Genomic DNA, 19,410 nt, shown 5'->3' with positions numbered 1-19,410 from the left:
GCCCTGCCGCAGCAATCCCGCGGCAGGGCGTTCAGAGATTTATTGCGAAATCAGGAGGAACTTATTCTTCCTTCCCCTGAAGGCGTTCAGCACGCTTGCAGGCCGCAATCGTAAAGAGCGCATCGGCCGAAGAGTTGAGGGCCGTTTCGCAGGAGTCCTGCACCACGCCGATGATGAAGCCGACAGCCACCACCTGCATGGCGGTGTTCTGGTCAATGCCAAAAAGGCCGCAGGCGAGCGGAATCAGCATGAGCGAGCCGCCCGGAACGCCGGAGGCGCCGGCTGCGCAGAGCGCAGCGACAAAGGAGAGGAAGATGGCCGAAAGGACGTCCACCGGCATGCCGAGCGTATGCACGCCAGCAAGCGTAAGCACCGTAATCGTGATGGCGGCACCCTGCATGTTGACGGTAGCGCCTACCGGGATGGAAATTGAATAAGTGGCCTCCGGAAGACCCAGACGACGGCAGATTTCAAGATTCACAGGAATGTTGGCCGCGGACGAACGCGTGAAGAAAGCGGCAACGCCCGATTCGCGCAGCGTCATCAGCGTATAGGGATACGGGTTCCTGCGGATGCAGAGCCAGACCAGGAAGGGATTGACGACAAGCGCGATGAAGAACATCGTTCCCACCAGCACCGCAAGCACCTTCAGGTAGCCGGCGAAGGCTTCCAGCCCCGTCGTTGCAAGCGTGGAGGCAACCAGGCCGAAAATGCCGAAAGGCGCAAAACGAATGACGAGGCGGACGATAAATTCCACAGCGCGGGCGGCGTCGAGCAGCACTTCACGCGTAGAGCTGTGCGCATGGCGGAGCACCACGCCCATGGCGATCGCCCACACGAGAATGCTGATGTAGTTGCCCTTACTGATGGCGTTCACAGGATTATCAACAGCCTGCAGCAGAAGATTACGGAACACTTCCATAATGCCGCTCGGCGCAGAAACCGCCTGATCCGTCACGGAGAGCGCAATGGCCGTCGGCCAGAGGAAGCTCGCGCCTACCGCAATAAGCGCGGCAGCAAAAGTGCCGAGAAGATAAAGCACAACAATCGGCTTGATGTGACGATCGCCCGCAATCTGCTGATTCGCAATCGACGACATCACCAGCACGAAGACGAGGATCGGCGCCACGCCCTTCAGTGCAGCCACGAAGAGACTGCCCAGGAGGCCGACGCTCTTGGCAACTTCAGGGAAGGTAAGGCCGAGCGCTATGCCTAGAACAAGGCCGACAACGATTTGCTTAACAAGCGATGCCTGCAGAAACGGCATCGCAAACTGGAAAACGCGCTTCATAAACTAGTGCTCCGGATTCGGGGAAAAGGAGAGAAAAACCCGATCGTCTGGCGGGATCTTCTGAAAGGGTTGAGGATCGGCTCCGAAGAAGTCGGAGCCCGCAGAACATACCGCTCTGATATTTTTTGAGAAGGATGCGGACCTTTTCCCTCTGGATCCGCATCTTCAAATGTTCAGCAGTCCGCTAGAGGCCTGAGCGCTCTGCCTATGAAGAGGCGCGCACGTCTTTATAGACTGCTTTCCCAACACTAGCAGGGGATTGAGGGATACGCCTGAGTCATCCTCCCGATATTCCTCGCCTTAACCCACCAGAAATGTTGAGAGAAGGGATCAATGCTGATTGATATCAGTTTCAATAGGCAAATCACCTGAATTTATAGAGGGATTGTTGTCCGGCTATTATTCCCTCTTCCATCACCTGCTTTTTGGTCCTCTTTCATGGTCAGAACGCCAGCCGTAGGCTTCGTCCTTGCCTGCGTGTTTCTTGACGCGCTTGGCATCGGGCTCATCATCCCGGTGCTGCCGCGGCTTATCGGCACGCTTGCATCCTCACCCGATGCTCAGACGTCCTGGTACGGCGCCATCATGGTGAGCTACGGCCTCATGCAGTTCTTTTCCGCGCCGGCGATCGGCGCCATTTCCGATCGTCTCGGGCGCCGCCCGGTTCTGCTTACGGGCATTCTCGGCCTCGCAGTCATGATGCTTGTGCCGGCTTTCTGCGACTCGCTCTGGCTTATTCTCCTCTCCCGCATTCTGGGTGGCGCCATGAGTTCCAATATCGTCGTCGCACAAGCCTACATTGCAGACGTTACGGATGCATCAAATCGCACCGCCGCTTTTGGCCGCATCGGAGCGATTTTCGGCGTTGCCTTCATCCTCGGTCCGGCCGTGGGCGGCATGTTGGGCGAAACAGATCCGAGCAGACCCTTTCTGATTGCCGGCATCATCTGCGCGCTCAACTTCCTCTACGGCCTCTTCGTGCTCCCGGAAAGTTTGCGCGCGCCGGCTCGCGACCCCTTTACCCTGAAGCGCTTCAATCCGTTTTCATCTCTTTTGGCGCTTTCACGGGAACGCCTTGTTCTGCCGATACTGCTCGTCATTACGCTCTATACGCTCTCTCAGAGCCTGATGCAGTGCACCTGGGCGCTCTATACGGAATTCCGGTACGGCTGGTCTCCAAAGATGATCGGCATTTCCATTTTTGTCCTTGGAGCCGCGATTACGATTACGCAAGGCTGGATTCTGCCGCGTCTTTCCGCAAAGCTTTCCCCTACGCATCTCGTTTTCGCCGGACTCTTCTGCGGCTTTACTGCATTGATCGGCATCGGCTTCTCCACTGCCGGCACATTTCTTCTTCCTCTTCTCGCGCTCTTTTCGCTCATGGGCGTTGTCGGGCCGACGCTCCAGAGCGTCATCAGTCGTACAGGATCCCCGACAACGCAAGGCGTACGGCTCGGCGCAGCCAGCTCTCTCAACAGCTTCACAGGAGCCATAAGTCCGCTCCTCGGTACGCCCCTGCTGTTCTTCACCTCGCAAAGCGCCCCGACGGATCTTGCTGCCGGCACCCCCTATTTTCTTGCCGCACTCCTTGTACTGGCCGCCATCATTCTGACAATCCTCTCGCCGAGCCAGGCCGACGCGGAAAATACTCATTAGAAAGCATTTCACATCTCCCGTTCGGGATATGTTCGGCCTCTCAGAACCCTCCTCTTTGGGAGCTAGACCGACGGATTAGAGCGATCGAAAATAAATCAGTGGATCAATTCACAAAGTAAACAAAAGAATTATCCGTTGACCCCGACTATGAACTATTCCGCCATTCTCGTCATCGCACGTCCGGGCCGGCTTGAGGCTGCCGTCGAAGCAGCCCGCCGCATTAATGGCGTGGAGCCCCACCAGACCGATCCGGCTACAGACCGCTTCATCTGCACCATTGAGGCTGCCACAACCGATGACGAAGTCCGTCTCTTCCGAACTGTCTCTGAACTCGCTGACGTCTTTGACGTCAGCCTCATCGAACATCGTCCGGACGCCTCTTAAAGAGACGCCGCCGGCAGATGATGCCGTGCTTTCAGAAGACTTTCGGGTCTAGCCAATCTGAGGGAGATTGCACATGAACCAGGAACGCCCAGTCACTTTCCATCGCCGTACGGTGCTCAAGTCGGGCATCGCCGCAAGCGCCGCGCTTTCGCTCGGCATTCCCGTCACCGCAGCCGAGGCTGCTGACGCAAATACACTCGACCAGGGCATCAGCTGGCACAAATCCGTCTGCCGCTTCTGCGGCACCGGCTGCGGCCTGATGGTCGGCGTGCGCGACGGCCGCGTCGTTGCCACCAAGGGAGACCCTGAAGCCCCGGTGAACCGCGGCCTCAACTGCGTAAAGGGTTATTTCAACGCCAAGATCATGTACGGCAAGGACCGTCTTACTCAGCCCCTGATGCGCATGAAGGACGGCAAATTCGACAAGTCCGGCCGCTTTGAGCCCGTATCGTGGGAAACGGCCCTCAGCGAAATGACGAAGCACCTGCGTGCGACCTATGAAAAGAAGGGTCCCGAGGGCATTTCGATCATCGGGTCGGGCCAGTACACGATTCCGGAAGCCTATACCGCTTCGAAGCTCATGAAGGGGGGCTTCCGCTCGAACAACATCGACCCCAATGCGCGCCTCTGCATGGCGTCAGCCGTCGTCGGCTTCTACCAGACCTTCGGTGTTGACGAGCCGGCAAACTGCTACGCCGACATTGAAAAAACCAACACCATCATTCTCTGGGGCAACAACCCGGCTGAAGCGCATCCGGTGCTCTGGTCGCGCATGGCAAACCGCCGTCTTACCGACAAGGGAACGCGCATCATTCAGCTCACGACGCATCGCTCGAGCTCGTCGAATCTCTCCGACCTTGTCATCATCTTCCGCCCGAATACGGACCTCGCGATCCTCAACTTCATTCTTCGCGAAATCATCCGCCGCGGCAAGGTGAATCAGTCCTACGTCGAAAAGCACTGCATCTTCTGCGCGGGCGTGACGGACATTGGCTTTGGCCTTCGCAACACGGACAAGTTCGCCTTCCCGGCCGAAAAGGACGTGATGGCCCGCCAGCTCTCCGTGAAGCTCGACAAGTGGGAAGCGGTCGCCCAGGGCAGAAAAGAAGGCGAAGTCGTGCCGCAGAAAAATTCCGGCGGCACCGCCGGCAAGCACTGGAAGATTTCCTTTGAGGATTTCAAAAAGGGCGTCGAGCCCTACACGCTGGAGTTCGTGGCGGAACTCGCCAAGGGCGACAATGATGAGTCGATCGACACCTTCAAGAAGAAGCTCATGGAGCTCGCCGACTACATCTGCGACGAAAAGCGCGACATCATGAGCTACTGGTGCATGGGCGTCAATCAGCACCAGCGCGGCGTCTGGGTGAATGAGCAGATCTATGCCTATCACCTGCTCCTCGGCAAGCACGCCCTGCCCGGGAACGGCGCTTTCTCGCTCACGGGTCAGCCCTCTGCCTGCGGCTCTGCCCGTGAAGTGGGCGCCTTCTGCCACAGACTTCCCGCCGACATGCTGGTCGCCAATCCGGCTCATCGCGCGAAGACGGAAAAGATCTGGAATCTTCCTGCCGGCACGCTGAATCCTAAGGTCGGCGCTTCCCTCATGAAGATCCTGAGAGGCGTCGAGGACGAGTCGATCGACTTCCTCTGGACGCAGGTCGTCAACATCATTCAGTCGGCGCCGAACAATAACCACTGGATCAAGGCCTGCCGTCGTCCGGACGCTTTTGTGGTTGTTTCGGACATTTATCCGACTTTCTCCGCACGCTGCGCAGACCTGATTCTCCCGGCCGCTGCTCACTTTGAAAAATGGGGCCTCTACGGCAATGCAGAACGCCGCACGCAGGGCTGGCATCAGCTCGTAAAGTCCCCGGGCGAAGCTCGGACCGATGTCTGGATGATGATGGAGCTCGCCAAGCGCTTCACCATCGGAGAAACCTGGAAGAGCGTCCCCGTCAAGGGCGTGAAGGACGACAAGCTCCCCGACGTGCTTGCCGAAGCTGAAGCCATGGGCATGAAGCCCGAAACCACGCTCTTTGATGCGCTCTTTGCTCCGACGGGGAAGCGCGCAGAAGCGGTGTGGCCGGATCCGCTCTATAAGAGCGAACTCAACAACACGGGCGACGCGCTCGGTCTCAAGTGGTTCCCTGAAAAGGCGCTCTTCAACGAGTACCGCCAGTTCACGCTCGGCGACGGTCATGATCTGGCAGATTTCGATACCTATCAGGACCCGAAATGCCGCGGCCTCATCTGGCCTGTCGTGAACGGCAAGGAAACGCTTTACCGCTTCAACACCGAATACGATCCCTATGCGAAGGAGGACAACCTCTTCTACGGCAAGCTCATGAAGCCCGTTGCCTCAGGAGACCTCTACAACGTTACCGATCCGAAGCAAACGGCCTATGCGGGTACGGCAAAGATCTTCTTCCGTCCTTATGCCGCGCCGGTCGAGCAGCCTGACGGGCACTACGACCTTTGGCTCTGCACAGGCCGCATCCTCGAGCACTGGCATACCGGCTCCATGACCCGCCGCGTGCCGGAACTGCACCGTGCAGCTCCGCAGGCGCTCCTCTACATGAACCCGGGCGACGCCGAAAAACGCGGTCTCAAGCGCGGCGACCTTGCTCATGTCGAAAGCCGCCACGGCACCTGTGAGGCGCTTGTGGAAACGCAGGTCCGCAACATCATGCCTGCCGGTACGGTATGGCTTGCCTTCTTCGACGAGAAGGTGAAGTGCAATGCCGTCGTTATCGACGCTACGGACCCGCTTTCCGAGGAACCGGACTTCAAAAAGACCGCGGTCCTCGTGAGAAAGGCCTGATGCCGTGACGAGCCGGGAAAGCCTGAGCCGCCGGGCGCTTCTTGAGGGGATTATTTCCTCGGGATGCGCCATGACGGCAGGTGCATTTCTTCTCGGGATGATCCCCGTACGCGAGAGCGCTGCCCGCTGGCAGCCTCGACCGCCCGGAGCGCTTCCCGCAGAGGCCTTCAGCGCCGCCTGCGCGCGCTGCGGTCAGTGCGTGAGCGCGTGTCCTTACGACACCCTCAAGCTTGCAGGCATGCGGTCTCCCGCTCCCGTTGGAACGCCTTACTTCACGCCGCGGGAGATCCCCTGCTACATGTGCAGGGATCTTCCCTGCGTCAAGGCGTGCCCGACCGGCGCACTCGACCCAGACCTCACGGACATTCGCGACGCCCGCATGGGCGTCGCAGTGGTGGACCCCAACTCATGCCTCTCCTGGCAGGGGCTGCGCTGCGAGGTCTGCTTCCGTGAATGTCCGGAGAACGGCCGCGCGCTCACCATTGAAGTTCGCCCCCGGGGCCTTTCGCGTCACGCGGTTTTTGTGCCCGTCATCCACCCGGATGCCTGCACGGGGTGCGGCCTTTGCGAAAAGGCCTGCCCGACCGATGAGGCGGCAATCCGCGTGGCTGATCCGTCGTCCGTACTCGGCACGATCGGCAGCCACTACCGTCTCGGCTGGCTCTCTGAAGAGGATCCGAAGAACATGCGCCGTGAGGGTCCCCCCGCAACGCCCGATGCAGCATCGTCTGAAGGCAATGCTGCCAAGGCGCCGGCGACTGCTCCGGGCATGGACTACCTCAATAGCGAGGAGCCGTTATGACGCATCAAGCCTTTATGCGCCGGCACCGCTTCACGATCGCAAGACGCATTACCGAGCTCCTGGTACTCATCCTTTTTGCGGGGTCCGCCCGCTGGGGATGGGAAATCGCCGGGAAGCCCCTGCTCCTTGGGGACCTGTCGCAATCGAAGCTTCTCGGAATGATCCCGTTGGGCGACCCGCTTGCCTTCCTGGAGCGGCTTCTTGCCGGAATCATTCCGACAGCGACGACGCTCATCGGGACAGCGCTCATCACGCTTTTCTACAGCCTTCTCGGCTCCCGGACCTTCTGCGGATGGATCTGTCCGATGAACCTGGTGGTTGAGGCGGCCGAATGGCTCCGGACAAAGCTTGGCCTTTCCGCCGACTACATCCGTCTGCCGAGAAGCGCGCGCTATGCCGTGCTTGCAGGCACGCTGGCGGCGAGCTTCGCCACCGGCTCAGCAGCATTTGAAGCCGTGAGCCCGCAGGCCATCATCTGGCGCGACGTCGCTTACGGAACCGGCCTCTCGGCACTTTCTGCTGCGCTTGCAGTCTTTGCGCTGGAGCTCGGACTCATGCGCAACGGCTGGTGCGGACACCTCTGCCCGCTCGGCGCCTTCTGGTCGCTTGCGGGGAGAGCCTCGCCCCGGCCTCTCGTGACCATTGCATTCACAGACTCAAAATGCACGCGCTGCGCCGACTGCCTCAGAGTGTGTCCGGAAAAGCAGATCATCCGCTTCAAGGACATGGCAGAAAGCGGCCGCATTCCCTCGGGGGAATGCCTCAACTGCGGCCGCTGCATTGAGGTCTGTCCGGAAGACGCGCTTCACTTCCGCATCCCCGGCTCCTCTGCCAGCAAAAATACACATCAATTGAATTAGAAATTCTGGAGAACCTTATGACCCGCTATACGATTTTTGCCGCATTCGCCTGCACGTCTCTCCTTGCCGCTCCGGTGCTGGCTGCCGACAACCCCATCATCGGCGCTCCGAGCCCGATTCCCCATCCGGTAGCAAACTATCTTCCCATCACCATCGACAAGAACAACTGCCTGATGTGCCACCGCGAGCAGCCTGCCGATCGTGCGCGCCAAAAGGGCGAAATCCCCCGTTCGCACTATGCGGCTCCGGGGAAGCTTGCCGGTGAACGCTTTGAATGCATGCTCTGCCACGCAGAAAGCTCACAGGCGAAGCCCCTCGCTCCCGTCAACGCGAACGACGCCACCGAGGACTAACGGCTTCTCTCTCCAATAAGCGGCAGACATCACATCTGCCGCTTTGCTTTCTGCTCCTCCCTTTGAGCAGCCCAGACGGCCGCTTCAACACGGCTGTTGAAGCCCAGCTTTTTGAGAAGATGCTTCACATGTCCCTTGACGGTGCCGTCGGAAATCTGAAGCTTTCTCCCGATCATCTTATTCGTCAGCCCCTGCGCGATATAGCTGAGCACTTCTTCTTCTCGCTCCGTCAGAGGATTAGGCGCCTCAGGCTGAGCTTTCTCACGAATCATGTCCGTGAGATACCTCACCATCGCAGTATCCACGATGAGGCGCCCTTCGAGCGCTTCATGCACGTTCTCAAGAAAACGCTCGGGCTCCATATCCTTCAGAAAATAGCCGTCTGCACCCGCTCGGATGCAGGCGAGAAGATCGTCGCCGGAATCGCTCACCGTCAAAATCACAATGCGCATTGACGGATCTTCCGACTTGAGCGTCGTCAGGATTTCCACCCCTGATGAACCGCGCATATTGAGGTCGAGCACAATCAGTTCAGGCTCGAGCTGTCTCGCGAGAAGCACTGCTTCATCACGCGTTCCGGCTTCACCCACAACTGAAATCGTGTCGTCAAGCGAAAGCAGCTCTCTGACGCCCCGGCGAAAAAGCGGGTGGTCGTCAACCACCAGTACGGTGTGCTTGTCTGCCGCAGCGGTTTTTGATTCTGGCGCGTTCATAAAACATATTCCTTAAGCCGGAAAGAGACCTGAGAGGCCTGTACGCCGGCAAGCGTTAAGTGTAAACGGCATATTCACCGGCCCCCGGAGGAGTCTCCATTCAGAGATTCTATGCGCCATTGCGCAACTTCCTCTTTCAGGACAAATCCGATATTGAACTTTTCCGCCTTCCCTCTCGTACTTTATTGTGCCGTCTGAGATTTCATCCCGGGTTTCTTTTCAACCCGCACGACGGTGCCGCCTTCAGGCCTGCGGGCCACTTCTATCGTCGCGCCTAATGCTTCCGCACGCTCCTTCATGATGCCGAGACCAAAGTGCCGGGCCTTTTCCGCATGCTGAGGGATTCCGATCCCGTTGTCCGTCACCGTGAGAATGCACCCGCCGGCACCTGCCGTTTCTATGCGCACGGCCGCCTGCGTCGCCCGGGCATGCTTCTCTATATTGGAGAGGGCTTCACGCAAAATCTGGATGAAGTGAACCTGGTCGTTGGTAGAAATTTCCACACCGAGCAGCGTGTTGGTAAGCGATACCGGCATGCCGGTGCGGTTCCTGAACGCATCTACAGCAGCATTCACTGCGTCGCCGAACCCCGTACCCTGTATCTGCAGCCGGAAAGCCGTCAACACCTCGCGCAGCTGCCGGTATGCAGTGGAAATGCCTTCGTCAAGCTCAATCAGAACCTCGCGGGCAGCGTCTCCCGTCGGGTCAGCCTCAATTGCACGCTTCAGCCTCAGCAGCTGAATCTTGGAGAATGAAAGCGATTGGGCAATCGAGTCATGAAGTTCGCGCGCGATCGTGGACCGCTCCTCGAGCACAGCCAGTCGCCGGTCATCCATCGTACGCAGCGACGCATCCACGGCTCGGCCGATAAGGGCTGCCGTCATGCCGAGAAAATTGCTCTGCCAGGCCGAAGGCTCCTCCGGGAACCAGATCTTCAGCATGCCGAGCGTTTCCTCCCGAACTCCGATCGCCGGAATATTGAGCAGATGGCCTTCCCGCCCCAGGCCATTGCCCGGCGTTTCAGCAAAGCGCCAGGATTTTTCCTCATCCCATGCTTTCTGCGGATCGGCGCTTACGCAGAAAGCGGCTCCATTTGCTCCCGTGAGCTGCGCCGCGCCTTCCAGTACCTTCTTGACCGCGTCAGGCAATGCTGGTCCGTCAACAAGAAGCTGCTCGGATGCCTGGGCCAGGAACTGAAGCCCTTGATTGCGTCTGTTGAGGTCCGCCGTTTTTTTTGCAACCTCTGCTTCGAGAGAGCCGTAGAGCCGCTCAAGTTCGCTCACCATAAAGTTGAAGCCCCGCGCGAAGCGCCCGATCTCTGAATTGTGTTCCGCCGCTTTCGAACGAACCTCAAAATTTCCTTCTCGCACCGATCCCGCTGCGGCTTCTAATTCCTCAAGCGGCGAAAAGATGCGCGACTTCATCACGCGAAGCAAGCCAAAAGTCACTGCCAGTGCCCCAAGAAGCGTAAAAACCAAAATAGCTTTAAGCCACCCCATCAAACCGGAGAGACGCTCCTCGAGCGCAAACACAAAAACATCAACGTCGTCCACAAAGCCGCCGATTTTCCCCATGAAGCGCTGCCGCGCCGCTTCGTCGTCAATGCCCTTCAGTGCAAGCGGACGAATCTCAGATGCAAAGCGCTCGGCCACAATGTTGTACATGCCCCGTATCGGATCAGCAGGATCATCAGGGACGCTCGAGAGGAGCCCCGGCCTTGTGAGGCGCTCCCAGAATTCCTCGACGGCACGCCGCGTATTCGCCTCACGCTCCTCATGCGTTTCGTAGGGGTTGCTGACGGCTACCGTAAGCTTGTAGCTCATCATGCGCAGACTGCCCGACACATTGATGGCGCCGCCCGACCCGGTTGAAAGCTCGGTCAACACCACCGCAGGAATTGCTGCAATGGTCACGCAAAGCGTAATCAGAATAAAAACGACCTTGAATTCCCGGTAAAGCGAACGATTTTGAGGAACAGATTGCGGCTCAGTCATTTAGACGCCCTGATGGAGAGAAAAAATACGCCCCGGCGCCGGACTCAACCCCAAACGCCGGGGCGCACTCTGAGTATAGGAAACCTTTTGCAGCTTCCCGATGCTCAGATGTCTTCGCGCACCATTTCGATGGCACCGCACGGGCATTCATTGGCACAGATCCCGCAGCCCTTGCAGTAGTCGTAATTAAAACGGAACTTCTTGCCCGGCCCAAGCTTTACCACCGCATTATCGGGACAAACGCCGTAGCAGTTGTCGCATTCAAAGCAGTTGCCGCAGGACATGCAGCGACGGGCTTCAAAGAGCGCATTTTCTTCGGTAAGGCCTTCGAGCACCTCTTCAAAGGTCGTCTGACGCCGCACAATATCGAGCTGAGGCCGGATCTTCTGCGGCGCATCCGCGTAGTACCAGGTGTTGAGCTTTTCAAAAGTCGCCGGATCCTCCGGATCTTTTGCGCTCAGCGCTTCACCCCTGATCCAGGCATCCATCGCCTTTGCCGCACGCTTGCCGTGCCCGATCGCCACCGTAACGTTGCGATCGCCCGGCACCACGTCGCCGCCGGCGAAAATTCCCGGAACGCTTGTCATCATGCGCTCATCGACCACAACCGACCCTTTCTCCACCTTGAGTTCAGGGAGGGCTGAAAGGAAGGACAGATTGGTTTCCTGACCGAGCGCCAGAACCAGGCTGTCCGCTTCGATGGTTTCATATTCTCCCGTCGGCTGCGGATAGCCCGATTCGTCGAGCTTCATCTTTTCAATGCGAATGGCTCCGCGTTCCGCTTCAGAAATCGTGGAAAGCCACTTCATCGAGACGCCTTCTTCCAGTGCCTCTTCAATTTCAAAAGCATGTGCGGGGGCTCGCTCGCGCGTACGCCGATAGACAACGATCGGTTCGGATCCAAGTCTTTTTGCGGTGCGCGCCACGTCGATCGCCGTATTGCCGCCGCCATAGACCACAACCCGGCGTCCGAGAAGCGGCTCTTCGCCAGGGGAAGACGCCTCCACCGACCGCAGGAGGCTCACGGCATCCATGATATGCGCTGCGTCGCCGGCAGGAATGTAGGCGCGATGCGCAAGAGATGCACCGGCACCAATGAAGGCGGCGGCGTAGCCTCCCGCCTTCATCTCCGCGGCGAGATCCGAAACCTCGCGGCCGAACTCAAATTCAACGCCCAAAGCCTCAATGCGCGCGATTTCTTCGTCAAGCACCTCCCGCGGAAGACGATACTTCGGGATGCCGTAGCGCATCATGCCGCCCGCCGCTTCTGCGCTCTCCACAACATGGACGGCATAGCCCATGCGGCGAAGATGATAAGCAGCCGAAAGTCCTGCCGGTCCTGCACCGACAACCAGAATGCGCTTTCCCTTCTCCTCAGCAGGCTGAGGAAGCTTCCAGCCGAGCTTGAGCGCATGGTCGCCTAAAAATCTCTCCACGGCATTGATGCCGACCGGCTCATCAAGATCGCCTCGATTGCATGCCGTCTGACAGGTGTGGTAGCAGACGCGTCCCATGACGGCCGGGAAGGGATTGTCTTCGACAATCTCTTTCCAGGCGCCTTCATAATCTCCGCTTTGCGCAAGAAAGAGCCAGTCGCGGCATTTTTCTCCAGCCGGACATTTCGCATTGCAGGGAGGCAGACGGTTCACATAAACGGGTCTCAGCGTACGCCAGGAGCCGGTCCGATTGGCAAGTGAGGACCCGACGTCAAGGGTAATCGCAAACGGTTTTTCTTGGGTCATTTTTATCCTCCGCCTTCAGATCTGCTGGCTGCGTTCTTCAGCCTGTGCAGCGACGGGAATCTGAACCTCGCGGTCGTCGTCTCCGGCCATGAGATTGAATTTTTCGATGTTGCGGTCAGCAAGTTCCTGGATGCGGGCAACGACTGCCGGATCTCCTTTCTTGCCGAAAAGGTGAGCGAAGCGCTTCTGCAGCTTCAGATACGCCTCCACCGGCTGACGACGGCGAATCTTGTAGGAACTCGTCACCTCTCCGTACTCGGCCTCAAAAACGGGGAAAATGCCGGTTTCCTGCGCCAGACGCGCAATCTCGATGGTCTTTCCGGAAGCCGTGCCCCAGCCAAGCGGGCAAGGTACAAAAATATGGATGTAGCGCGCGCCGTGCATGCTCATCGCTTTTTCAACCTTGCGCTCCAGATCGCGAAGATCCGCCACCGTAGCAGTGGCGACATATGGAATCCCATGCGCCATGGCGATGAGCGGCACGTCCTTGCCCTGTCCCCACTGATTGCCCGGCTCGCTCCCGGCAATCTGCGTGGTTGCCGTGCGCGCCGCAGGAGGCGTTGCCGACGAACGCTGCACGCCGGTATTCATATAAGCCTCATTGTCGTAGCAGATATAGAGCACGTCGTCGTTGCGCTCAAACATGCCCGAAAGACAGCCGAAGCCAATATCGGTCGTGCCGCCGTCGCCGCCCATGGCAATAACCCTCGTGGGTTCCTTGCCCTCTTTTTTGGCCCGCGCCCGGAAAGCTGCGGCCATGCCCGTAGCAACCGCTGCCGTATTGCCGAAAAGAGAGTGGAACCACGGCAGCTGCCAGCTCGTTTCCGGATAGGGCGTTGAAAAGACTTCCAAGCACCCGGTGGCATTTGCTGCAGCGAGTCTGCCTCCTGTTGCGCGCATCGCCGCATCGACGGCATAGCGGGCGCCGAGCGCCTCGCCGCAGCCCTGACAGGCGCGGTGCCCTGAAGTGAGCGAATTAAAGCGCTCCATGGAGGACTGCACGGACCTCGATTCCGGTCCGAGCAGCCGGTTGCCGGCCGTGAACGTGCCGGTCTGATAGAAATGAATTTCCGACTGAGACATGTTCAGATCTCCTCGCCCCGGGCAAGCTTGCGTTCATTGACATGACGGTTGAGCGCTTCGGCAACAGGGCCGATATGGCGCGAAGCCTTCTCGCGCTCGAGCTGCCGGCGAACAAGCTCCTCGTCAAGATCAAGAAAGATTTCCTCTTCCTCCAGCGTCCCGGCGAGCGCCCGGGCAAAATAGGGCTTCAAGGCTGCGCGCGTGACGGCACGCCCGCCGAGGCCGGCAATCAGCGTGCTCTGGCGAACAGGAAGCCCTTTCAGCGCCTTCATAACCTCAAGCGAAACTGCGCCTGCACCGCCCGCGCTCACCATGCGCTCCATCACAAGAACGCTCTGCACCGACATCAGCGCCTCCCTCAATGCCCTGAAGGGGAAGGGGCGGAAGCTTTTAAGAACCACCACGCCGATCCTCGCGCCGTCTTCACGCATTTCATCCACCGCATCCTTGACGGTCCCGGCAAGCGCACCCATGACCAGCACAGCCGCCTCAGCGTCTTCCATGCGATAGGTCGAGAAAAGTCCGCCGGAGTTGCGGCCGAACATTTCGTGGAAAAGCCCCTGCGTTTTCTCGATCACAGGAATAGCTTCCTGCATCCGGCGTTCAGCGAGCCAGCGGACCTCCGTAAATGCTTCGGGGCCCACCATTGCGCCGATGGAATAAGGGTGATCGGGATCGAGCTGCTGACGGGGCCGATAGGGAGGCAGAAACGCATCGACAGACGCCTGATCCGGAATGTCCATCTCTTCAAAAGCATGCGTCAGGACGAACCCGTCCATGCAAACCATCACGGGGATGGACATCTCTTCTGCAATGCGGAAGGCCTGAATGTGGAGATCGCACGCTTCCTGATTATTTTCTGCGAAAAGCTGAATCCAGCCGCAATCGCGCTGGCTCATTGAGTCGGAATGATCGTTCCAAATATTGATCGGCGCGCCGATCGCACGGTTGGCAACCGTCATCACCACGGGAAGTCCAAGCCCTCCTGCGTTGTATATCGCCTCAGCCATATACAGAAGCCCCTGGCTCGCCGTTGCCGTGTAGGCGCGGCCGCCCGCCACCGAGGCGCCGATAGCAACCGACATGGCGGCGAACTCGCTTTCCACATTGATGTACTCGCAGTCGGCAAGTACCCCTTTGCGGCAAAGGAGTCCAAGATTTTCAACAATATGGGTCTGAGGAGAAATCGGATAGGCGCATACCACGTCCGGTCTGCAAAGTGCCACAGCCTGCGCTACGCCCTGGCTGCCCTCGAGCTGCTTAAGCATGGTTCTTCTCCTTTTGGGCGACAACGTATTCATATGCCTGACGGGCAACCTCGGCATTCGCTTCCGCAATCCGGCCGGCAAACTTGACCGCATATGCGTCTTCAACGCTTTTAAGCTGCATCATCGCCGTCATCGCCGCGAAGCCGGCGAGCATTCCTGCCCCGGGAAGCGGTCTGCCGAGCGCGGCAAGCGCGAACTTCGTCGCGGGCACGCACATGACGTGTCCCGCCGGCAGCTGGCGCTTCAGATCCCCGAGCCCAAGCGCTTCCGGCGTCTGACTCGAATTCACCAGAACAAAGCCATCGGGCCTCAGTCCGGCAAAAACAGGGACGCTCTCCAGAAGCGTGCGATCCTGGATCAGAACCACATCGGGTTCAAGCACGGGTTCGCGCAGGCGGATTTCGGTTGGCGACAGCCGCGCAAATGCAACCACCGGAGCCCCGGTCCGTTCGGAACCGAAACTCGGAAAAGCCTGGGCCTTATGCCCTTCCATAAAGCCCGCGAGAGCAAGCATTTCTGCTGCCGTCACGACGCCCTGGCCCCCGCGGCCATGTATACGAATCTGAAACACTTCGGATCCCTCTTTACGGAAAAGAGGCCGAACACGCGGACGAAGCTGAGCCGAAATCTCCGACAGAAATTTATCTGCCCGAAGCATCTCTCTATGCCCCGTCCGAGGTTTCGCAGTCCTTTTACTGCCTCTCTTTGAAGGCATGTGCAATAAAACTGTCGCAACCGGGGGTCCGGCCGGGTTGGCTCTGTCTGAAGCACTTGCGCTGTCCGAATATGCCGTCAGCGACACCGGGTCTGGATGCTCCCGGCAGAGCGGGTTCTTTGAAATTGTTTTTAGAGTTCCACTCTAGCAAGATTAGCGAAGATTTCGCGATGCTTTTTCCAAAGAACACATTTCCCTGAGCAGCGCTTTGCCCATGCTGCCGCTAGACTTTCAGAATCGCCGTCGTTCTCTGAAACATCCTTATGCGTGCCCTTTCCGCCCTGCTGGCTCTCTTTTTCCTTGCGAGCTGCACTTCCATTCAATTCGCTCCCGATCCGCTTAAAGACGCTACCGCCGTCTATTCCTGGGAAGCACGCGGTCGGATGGTATTCCAATGCTCTTATGATTCTGATGGTTTTTTCTGGAATTTCGTACAAACGGAAGGAGAACTTCTGAATGACGACGGGCGACGCCAGGCTGTACTGCAGCCGAATTTTGGCATTACTGCCCGCGACGGATCCGCACTCCACGCAAAAATCATCAGTCAGGGCGAACAGACCTCTCCCCGGGATCTAAGAACAGCAGTTTTTTCCGCCCAATCCGAAGGCCACGGGATGCTTGAAGGCATTCGCTACATTGCCCGTCGACAACCTTCCGGAGGCATGCCGCTCGTCACCTGCACCGCGTCGCAAAGAGGACAGTATCTTCGGGTGCCATTTCGCGCACGCTATGTGTTTTACCGTTAAGAAACAAAAACCTGACTGCTTCCGTCGGGAAAGCCCCCGTCCGGTTTGCTAAAATTAGTTCTCTTGCGGCTTGCGAGCTCTCTTTGGGAGCCCGAAGCCTATATTTTTATTAGGGGGAAAAGTAGTCATGGTACCTGCAGCCACCACGGTGGGAGGCTATCTCCAGAGTCTGCCCAACGATCGCCGCGTTGCAATGGCCAGAGTCTGCAGCATGATCCGACGCTCCGCCCGAGGCGTGCGTGAAAGCATGCGCTTCGGTCTTGCCTTCTATGAGCTAGACGGACCCATTTTTGCCGTCAAATCTCATGAGAAGTCTCTCATCCTCTATTACGCAGAAAAAGACGCCGCTGCCGGCAATGAGGAACGCTGGAAGGGACTTGATACTGAGCATCGCTCAATCGAGTTCAAGGATCTGAACTGCCTGCCGCTCGATGTTGTGGAAACCGTCGTCCGCAATTCGCTCAAGCTTCGCCGCGCGAGACCGGCAAGCGAGATGCCGTCTCAGAGCGAGCTTCTGGAGGTCTGGGGCATTCGAGAAGAAGACGCAGCTGTTGCGCCTCCCATCGTGCGCATCGTCGTCAACCACGATGAGGAAGGAGCCGGTGAGGCCCCGGCAGGCGAACCTGCCGCCAAGTAATTGAATTTGGCACTTGAAAAAGCCGCTCGAGGGAAATCTCGGCGGCTTTTTCTTTATTGCTTAGAAATGACGCTGCATCCAGTCTTCCACGACTGCCATCAGATCCTGAAGACATTCCGTTACCGGCCAATGCCGGCACCTGAGCAGCACAAACTCCCCGTCATGAAGTGCCTGAGCTTCCCGACGCATCGCCTCTGGGTCCGTGTAGCTCCCTGAGGAAGCACCGATAATGAGCACCGGTTCCCTAAGCCTGGCAAGCTCCGGGCTTGGGCGGCCGACCTCCAGCAAATCCCGTCCGTAATCCGCCATGTGGATATGTCCGAGATCGCGCCAGGGCGAGGAATACTCCTTCACAAAGGCTTCAAGCGCCTCTCCGCCTTCAGCAATCTTGAGACGCGCAGCCTCATCCCCCTTGCGGAGGTTGTATGGCGGCAATCGCCGCTGCAGATGAAGCTCCCGGGAAACAATGCCGATTTTTTCAAGAAGAGCCGGCATCCAGCGCTTCCTTCGCATTTCAATGGCCTTAGGCGTCAGACAATTCGACAGCAACGGGTCGAGCAGGATAAGCCCTTCAACACGCTCGGGATATCTTTGAGCAAAATTCATTGCCACTGCAGCGCCCAGACTATGACCGAGGATCACAGCCCGTTTGCGTCCGACTCGATCCATGAGGGCAGCAATATCTCCTGCATGCGCTTCAAGGGTTCCGGCAGTACGAGAAGGGCTTGCGCCGTGACCGCGAAGATCAAATCGCAGAATATCCCAGCTGTCCCGGAGCTTCGTTTTTTCTACGAATTCCTCCCAGCGCGAAGCGTTGGAAGCTGCGCCGTGCACAAGAATCAGCAGTCCTTTAGCGGTTTTTCTTGCCCGTGCGAGCGCAGCAGCAATTGCCGCCTCGCCTCTTGAGATGCCAATGCGCTCCTCTCCTTCGGTCAGCCGAAAGAAAAGCCGCTCCTCAGGCCTCATCGACGCGGTCATTTTTCTTCTGTCTCCTTCTTTTGCTGTAGTTCTCTCGCTTCCTGAAGCCTGCGGTAAAGCGTGCGCTCGGACAACCCCATTCGTCGGGCCAGTCCTGCGCGGGTTCCCCGCCAGCGCGACTCTTCTTCCAAAAGCGTATCGCCGCAGACGTCATCAGCGGAAAGCTCGGAGTAGCGCGCAGCCTCAAGATCAGCAGGTCGAATTTTCCCCCCGCCGGCAAGAAGCTGCGCGCGCATGAGCGCACATTCAAGCTCCCGAATATTGCCCGGCCAGCTGCGCTTGAGAAGCACGGCCAGAACTTCAGGGGAAATTTCAGCGGATTCGCCGTCTCCTGTGCGACGAAGAATGAGTTCTGCAAGCTCGCCAATATCTTCCCGCCGCTCCTTCAATGGCGGTACATCAATGCGCGCAACGCAGAGCCTGAGCCACAAATCCTCGCGAAGCACGCCCGACTCCACAAGCCTATCCGGGTCTTTGGCATTGGTCGAACATACAACACGCCAATCGAGCGCAACACTCTGCGCGCTTCCGGCTTCACGCACGAATCCGGACTCCAGAAGCGTCAGCAAACGCCGCTGAAGGCCAGGAGTAAGCGCAGATACTTCATCAAAGTAGAGCGTTCCGCCCGGGCGGGATGCGAGTCCGCCCGTACGCGATCCGCCAAGCTTTGCCGGCCTGCCGAGCAGCTCGTCCTCAAATCTCTCATCCGTGAGTGCGGTGCAGTCGAGCTTAACGAGCGCATTGACGGCACGTCGGGAATTCTCATGCAGAAACCGAGTGAAGCTCTGTTTTCCGCATCCTCCGGGACCGCAGAAAAGCACCGGTACATTAAGGGCTGCCACACGGGCAATAGCGTTGAGTACACGCCTTGTTGCCGGACTGCGGGAAACAATACCCTCACGGAGCGCCGCGTTTTGCGCATCATCACGAATGCGGATGCGCTCCATAAAGTAGACAGGACTGCCGTCCGCGGCAGCCACGGGTACCGATTCCAACTCGAGGAAGCGTTCGCCTCCGGGCACAAGTTCCCTTTCGAGGGCTCGCTCCACCTGGCGGGAAAAGACGGATTTGTCCATTGGACAAATCCGCCCGCAGCTCCCGCAGGGATTGAGATCATGAAAGACCAGCTCATGGCATTTGCGTCCTTCAAAGTCATCAATGCCGAACCTTTGCCGGAAAGCACGATTCGCATAAGCAACGGTGTAATCCGATCTCACAAGAAGCCTCGGATCTTCAAGAGCATCAAGAATGCCCTGAAATTCAGCATTTACTGCCATTTTGAACTGCCAAAATCTGCCAAATTTTAACTTTGGCAGTCTGACAGTTCCATTTAACACCGTCAAGCCGTAAACGAAAGGCGGCTGAGATAG

Annotated in this window: 17 protein-coding genes; 8 read left to right on the top strand and 9 right to left on the bottom strand. The window is 58.3% G+C overall.

The features are described 5' to 3' along the window. Positions 1-61: 61 nt before the first annotated feature. Positions 62-1,291 (bottom strand): serine/threonine transporter SstT, encoded by a 1,230-nt coding sequence (sstT, locus tag FG381_RS08270; RefSeq protein WP_139688379.1) that lies wholly within the window; start codon positions 1,289-1,291, stop codon positions 62-64. Positions 1,292-1,729: 438 nt separating this feature from the next. Between sstT and FG381_RS08265 the strand changes: the two genes are divergently transcribed. The 6 genes from FG381_RS08265 to FG381_RS08240 all read left to right on the top strand — a co-directional run bounded on the left by FG381_RS08265 (position 1,730) and on the right by FG381_RS08240 (position 8,164). Beyond that, a complete protein-coding gene (locus tag FG381_RS08265; protein WP_139688378.1) occupies positions 1,730-2,947 on the top strand; it encodes an MFS transporter in 1,218 nt (405 codons plus the stop codon). A gap of 135 nt (positions 2,948-3,082) precedes the next feature. Further along, positions 3,083-3,331, top strand: coding sequence for a chaperone NapD (locus tag FG381_RS08260; RefSeq protein WP_226960209.1), 249 nt, complete (start codon positions 3,083-3,085; stop codon positions 3,329-3,331). 73 nt (positions 3,332-3,404) lie between these two features. Beyond that, a complete protein-coding gene (napA, locus tag FG381_RS08255; RefSeq protein WP_139688377.1) occupies positions 3,405-6,149 on the top strand; it encodes a nitrate reductase catalytic subunit NapA in 2,745 nt (914 codons plus the stop codon). Positions 6,150-6,153: 4 nt separating this feature from the next. Then, the gene (gene napG / locus FG381_RS08250; RefSeq protein WP_139688376.1) at positions 6,154-6,951 is read left to right on the top strand and encodes a ferredoxin-type protein NapG; all 798 of its coding nucleotides are present in this window, start codon (positions 6,154-6,156) and stop codon (positions 6,949-6,951) included. Then, on the top strand, positions 6,948-7,811 hold the full coding sequence (napH, locus tag FG381_RS08245; protein ID WP_226960210.1) for a quinol dehydrogenase ferredoxin subunit NapH: 864 nt from the start codon (positions 6,948-6,950) through the stop codon (positions 7,809-7,811). The genes napG and napH overlap by 4 nt, the downstream gene beginning before the upstream one ends. A 17-nt stretch (positions 7,812-7,828) precedes the next feature. After that, complete coding sequence (locus FG381_RS08240) at positions 7,829-8,164, top strand: nitrate reductase cytochrome c-type subunit (RefSeq protein WP_139688375.1); 336 nt, start codon at positions 7,829-7,831, stop codon at positions 8,162-8,164. A gap of 29 nt (positions 8,165-8,193) precedes the next feature. Here FG381_RS08240 and narL read toward each other — a convergent pair whose 3' ends face one another. The 6 genes from narL to FG381_RS08210 form a co-directional block, all read right to left on the bottom strand. Next, positions 8,194-8,877 (bottom strand): two-component system response regulator NarL, encoded by a 684-nt coding sequence (gene narL, locus FG381_RS08235; RefSeq protein WP_139688374.1) that lies wholly within the window; start codon positions 8,875-8,877, stop codon positions 8,194-8,196. Between the two features lie 182 nt (positions 8,878-9,059). Further along, positions 9,060-10,871 (bottom strand): ATP-binding protein, encoded by a 1,812-nt coding sequence (locus tag FG381_RS08230; protein ID WP_139688373.1) that lies wholly within the window; start codon positions 10,869-10,871, stop codon positions 9,060-9,062. 104 nt (positions 10,872-10,975) lie between these two features. Further along, positions 10,976-12,613, bottom strand: coding sequence for an NAD(P)-binding protein (locus FG381_RS08225; protein ID WP_139688372.1), 1,638 nt, complete (start codon positions 12,611-12,613; stop codon positions 10,976-10,978). 15 nt (positions 12,614-12,628) lie between these two features. After that, positions 12,629-13,696, bottom strand: a complete 1,068-nt coding sequence (locus FG381_RS08220; protein WP_139688371.1) for a thiamine pyrophosphate-dependent enzyme — start codon at positions 13,694-13,696, stop codon at positions 12,629-12,631. A 2-nt stretch (positions 13,697-13,698) separates the two neighbouring features. After that, on the bottom strand, positions 13,699-14,964 hold the full coding sequence (gene porA, locus FG381_RS08215; protein ID WP_139688370.1) for a pyruvate ferredoxin oxidoreductase: 1,266 nt from the start codon (positions 14,962-14,964) through the stop codon (positions 13,699-13,701). Then, the gene (locus FG381_RS08210) at positions 14,957-15,535 is read right to left on the bottom strand and encodes a 2-oxoacid:acceptor oxidoreductase family protein (protein WP_139688369.1); all 579 of its coding nucleotides are present in this window, start codon (positions 15,533-15,535) and stop codon (positions 14,957-14,959) included. Before FG381_RS08210 ends, porA begins: the two co-directional genes overlap by 8 nt. Before the next feature lie 407 nt (positions 15,536-15,942). On the opposite strand from FG381_RS08210, the gene FG381_RS08205 reads away from it, so the two are divergent. Beyond that, complete coding sequence (locus FG381_RS08205; RefSeq protein WP_139688368.1) at positions 15,943-16,425, top strand: DUF3455 domain-containing protein; 483 nt, start codon at positions 15,943-15,945, stop codon at positions 16,423-16,425. 127 nt (positions 16,426-16,552) lie between these two features. Beyond that, a complete protein-coding gene (locus FG381_RS08200; RefSeq protein ID WP_139688367.1) occupies positions 16,553-17,062 on the top strand; it encodes a DUF1801 domain-containing protein in 510 nt (169 codons plus the stop codon). A 60-nt stretch (positions 17,063-17,122) separates the two neighbouring features. Here the strand turns inward: FG381_RS08200 and FG381_RS08195 are convergent, their stop codons facing one another. After that, on the bottom strand, positions 17,123-18,040 hold the full coding sequence (locus FG381_RS08195; RefSeq protein ID WP_139688366.1) for an alpha/beta fold hydrolase: 918 nt from the start codon (positions 18,038-18,040) through the stop codon (positions 17,123-17,125). Further along, on the bottom strand, positions 18,037-19,317 hold the full coding sequence (locus FG381_RS08190; RefSeq protein WP_139688365.1) for a sigma 54-interacting transcriptional regulator: 1,281 nt from the start codon (positions 19,315-19,317) through the stop codon (positions 18,037-18,039). The genes FG381_RS08195 and FG381_RS08190 overlap by 4 nt, the downstream gene beginning before the upstream one ends. Positions 19,318-19,410 lie beyond the last annotated feature (93 nt).

It is taken from the genome of Sutterella faecalis (assembly GCF_006337085.1).
Classification (GTDB): domain Bacteria; phylum Pseudomonadota; class Gammaproteobacteria; order Burkholderiales; family Burkholderiaceae_F; genus Sutterella; species Sutterella faecalis.
This window is presented reverse-complemented; position numbering and strand designations above follow the sequence as displayed.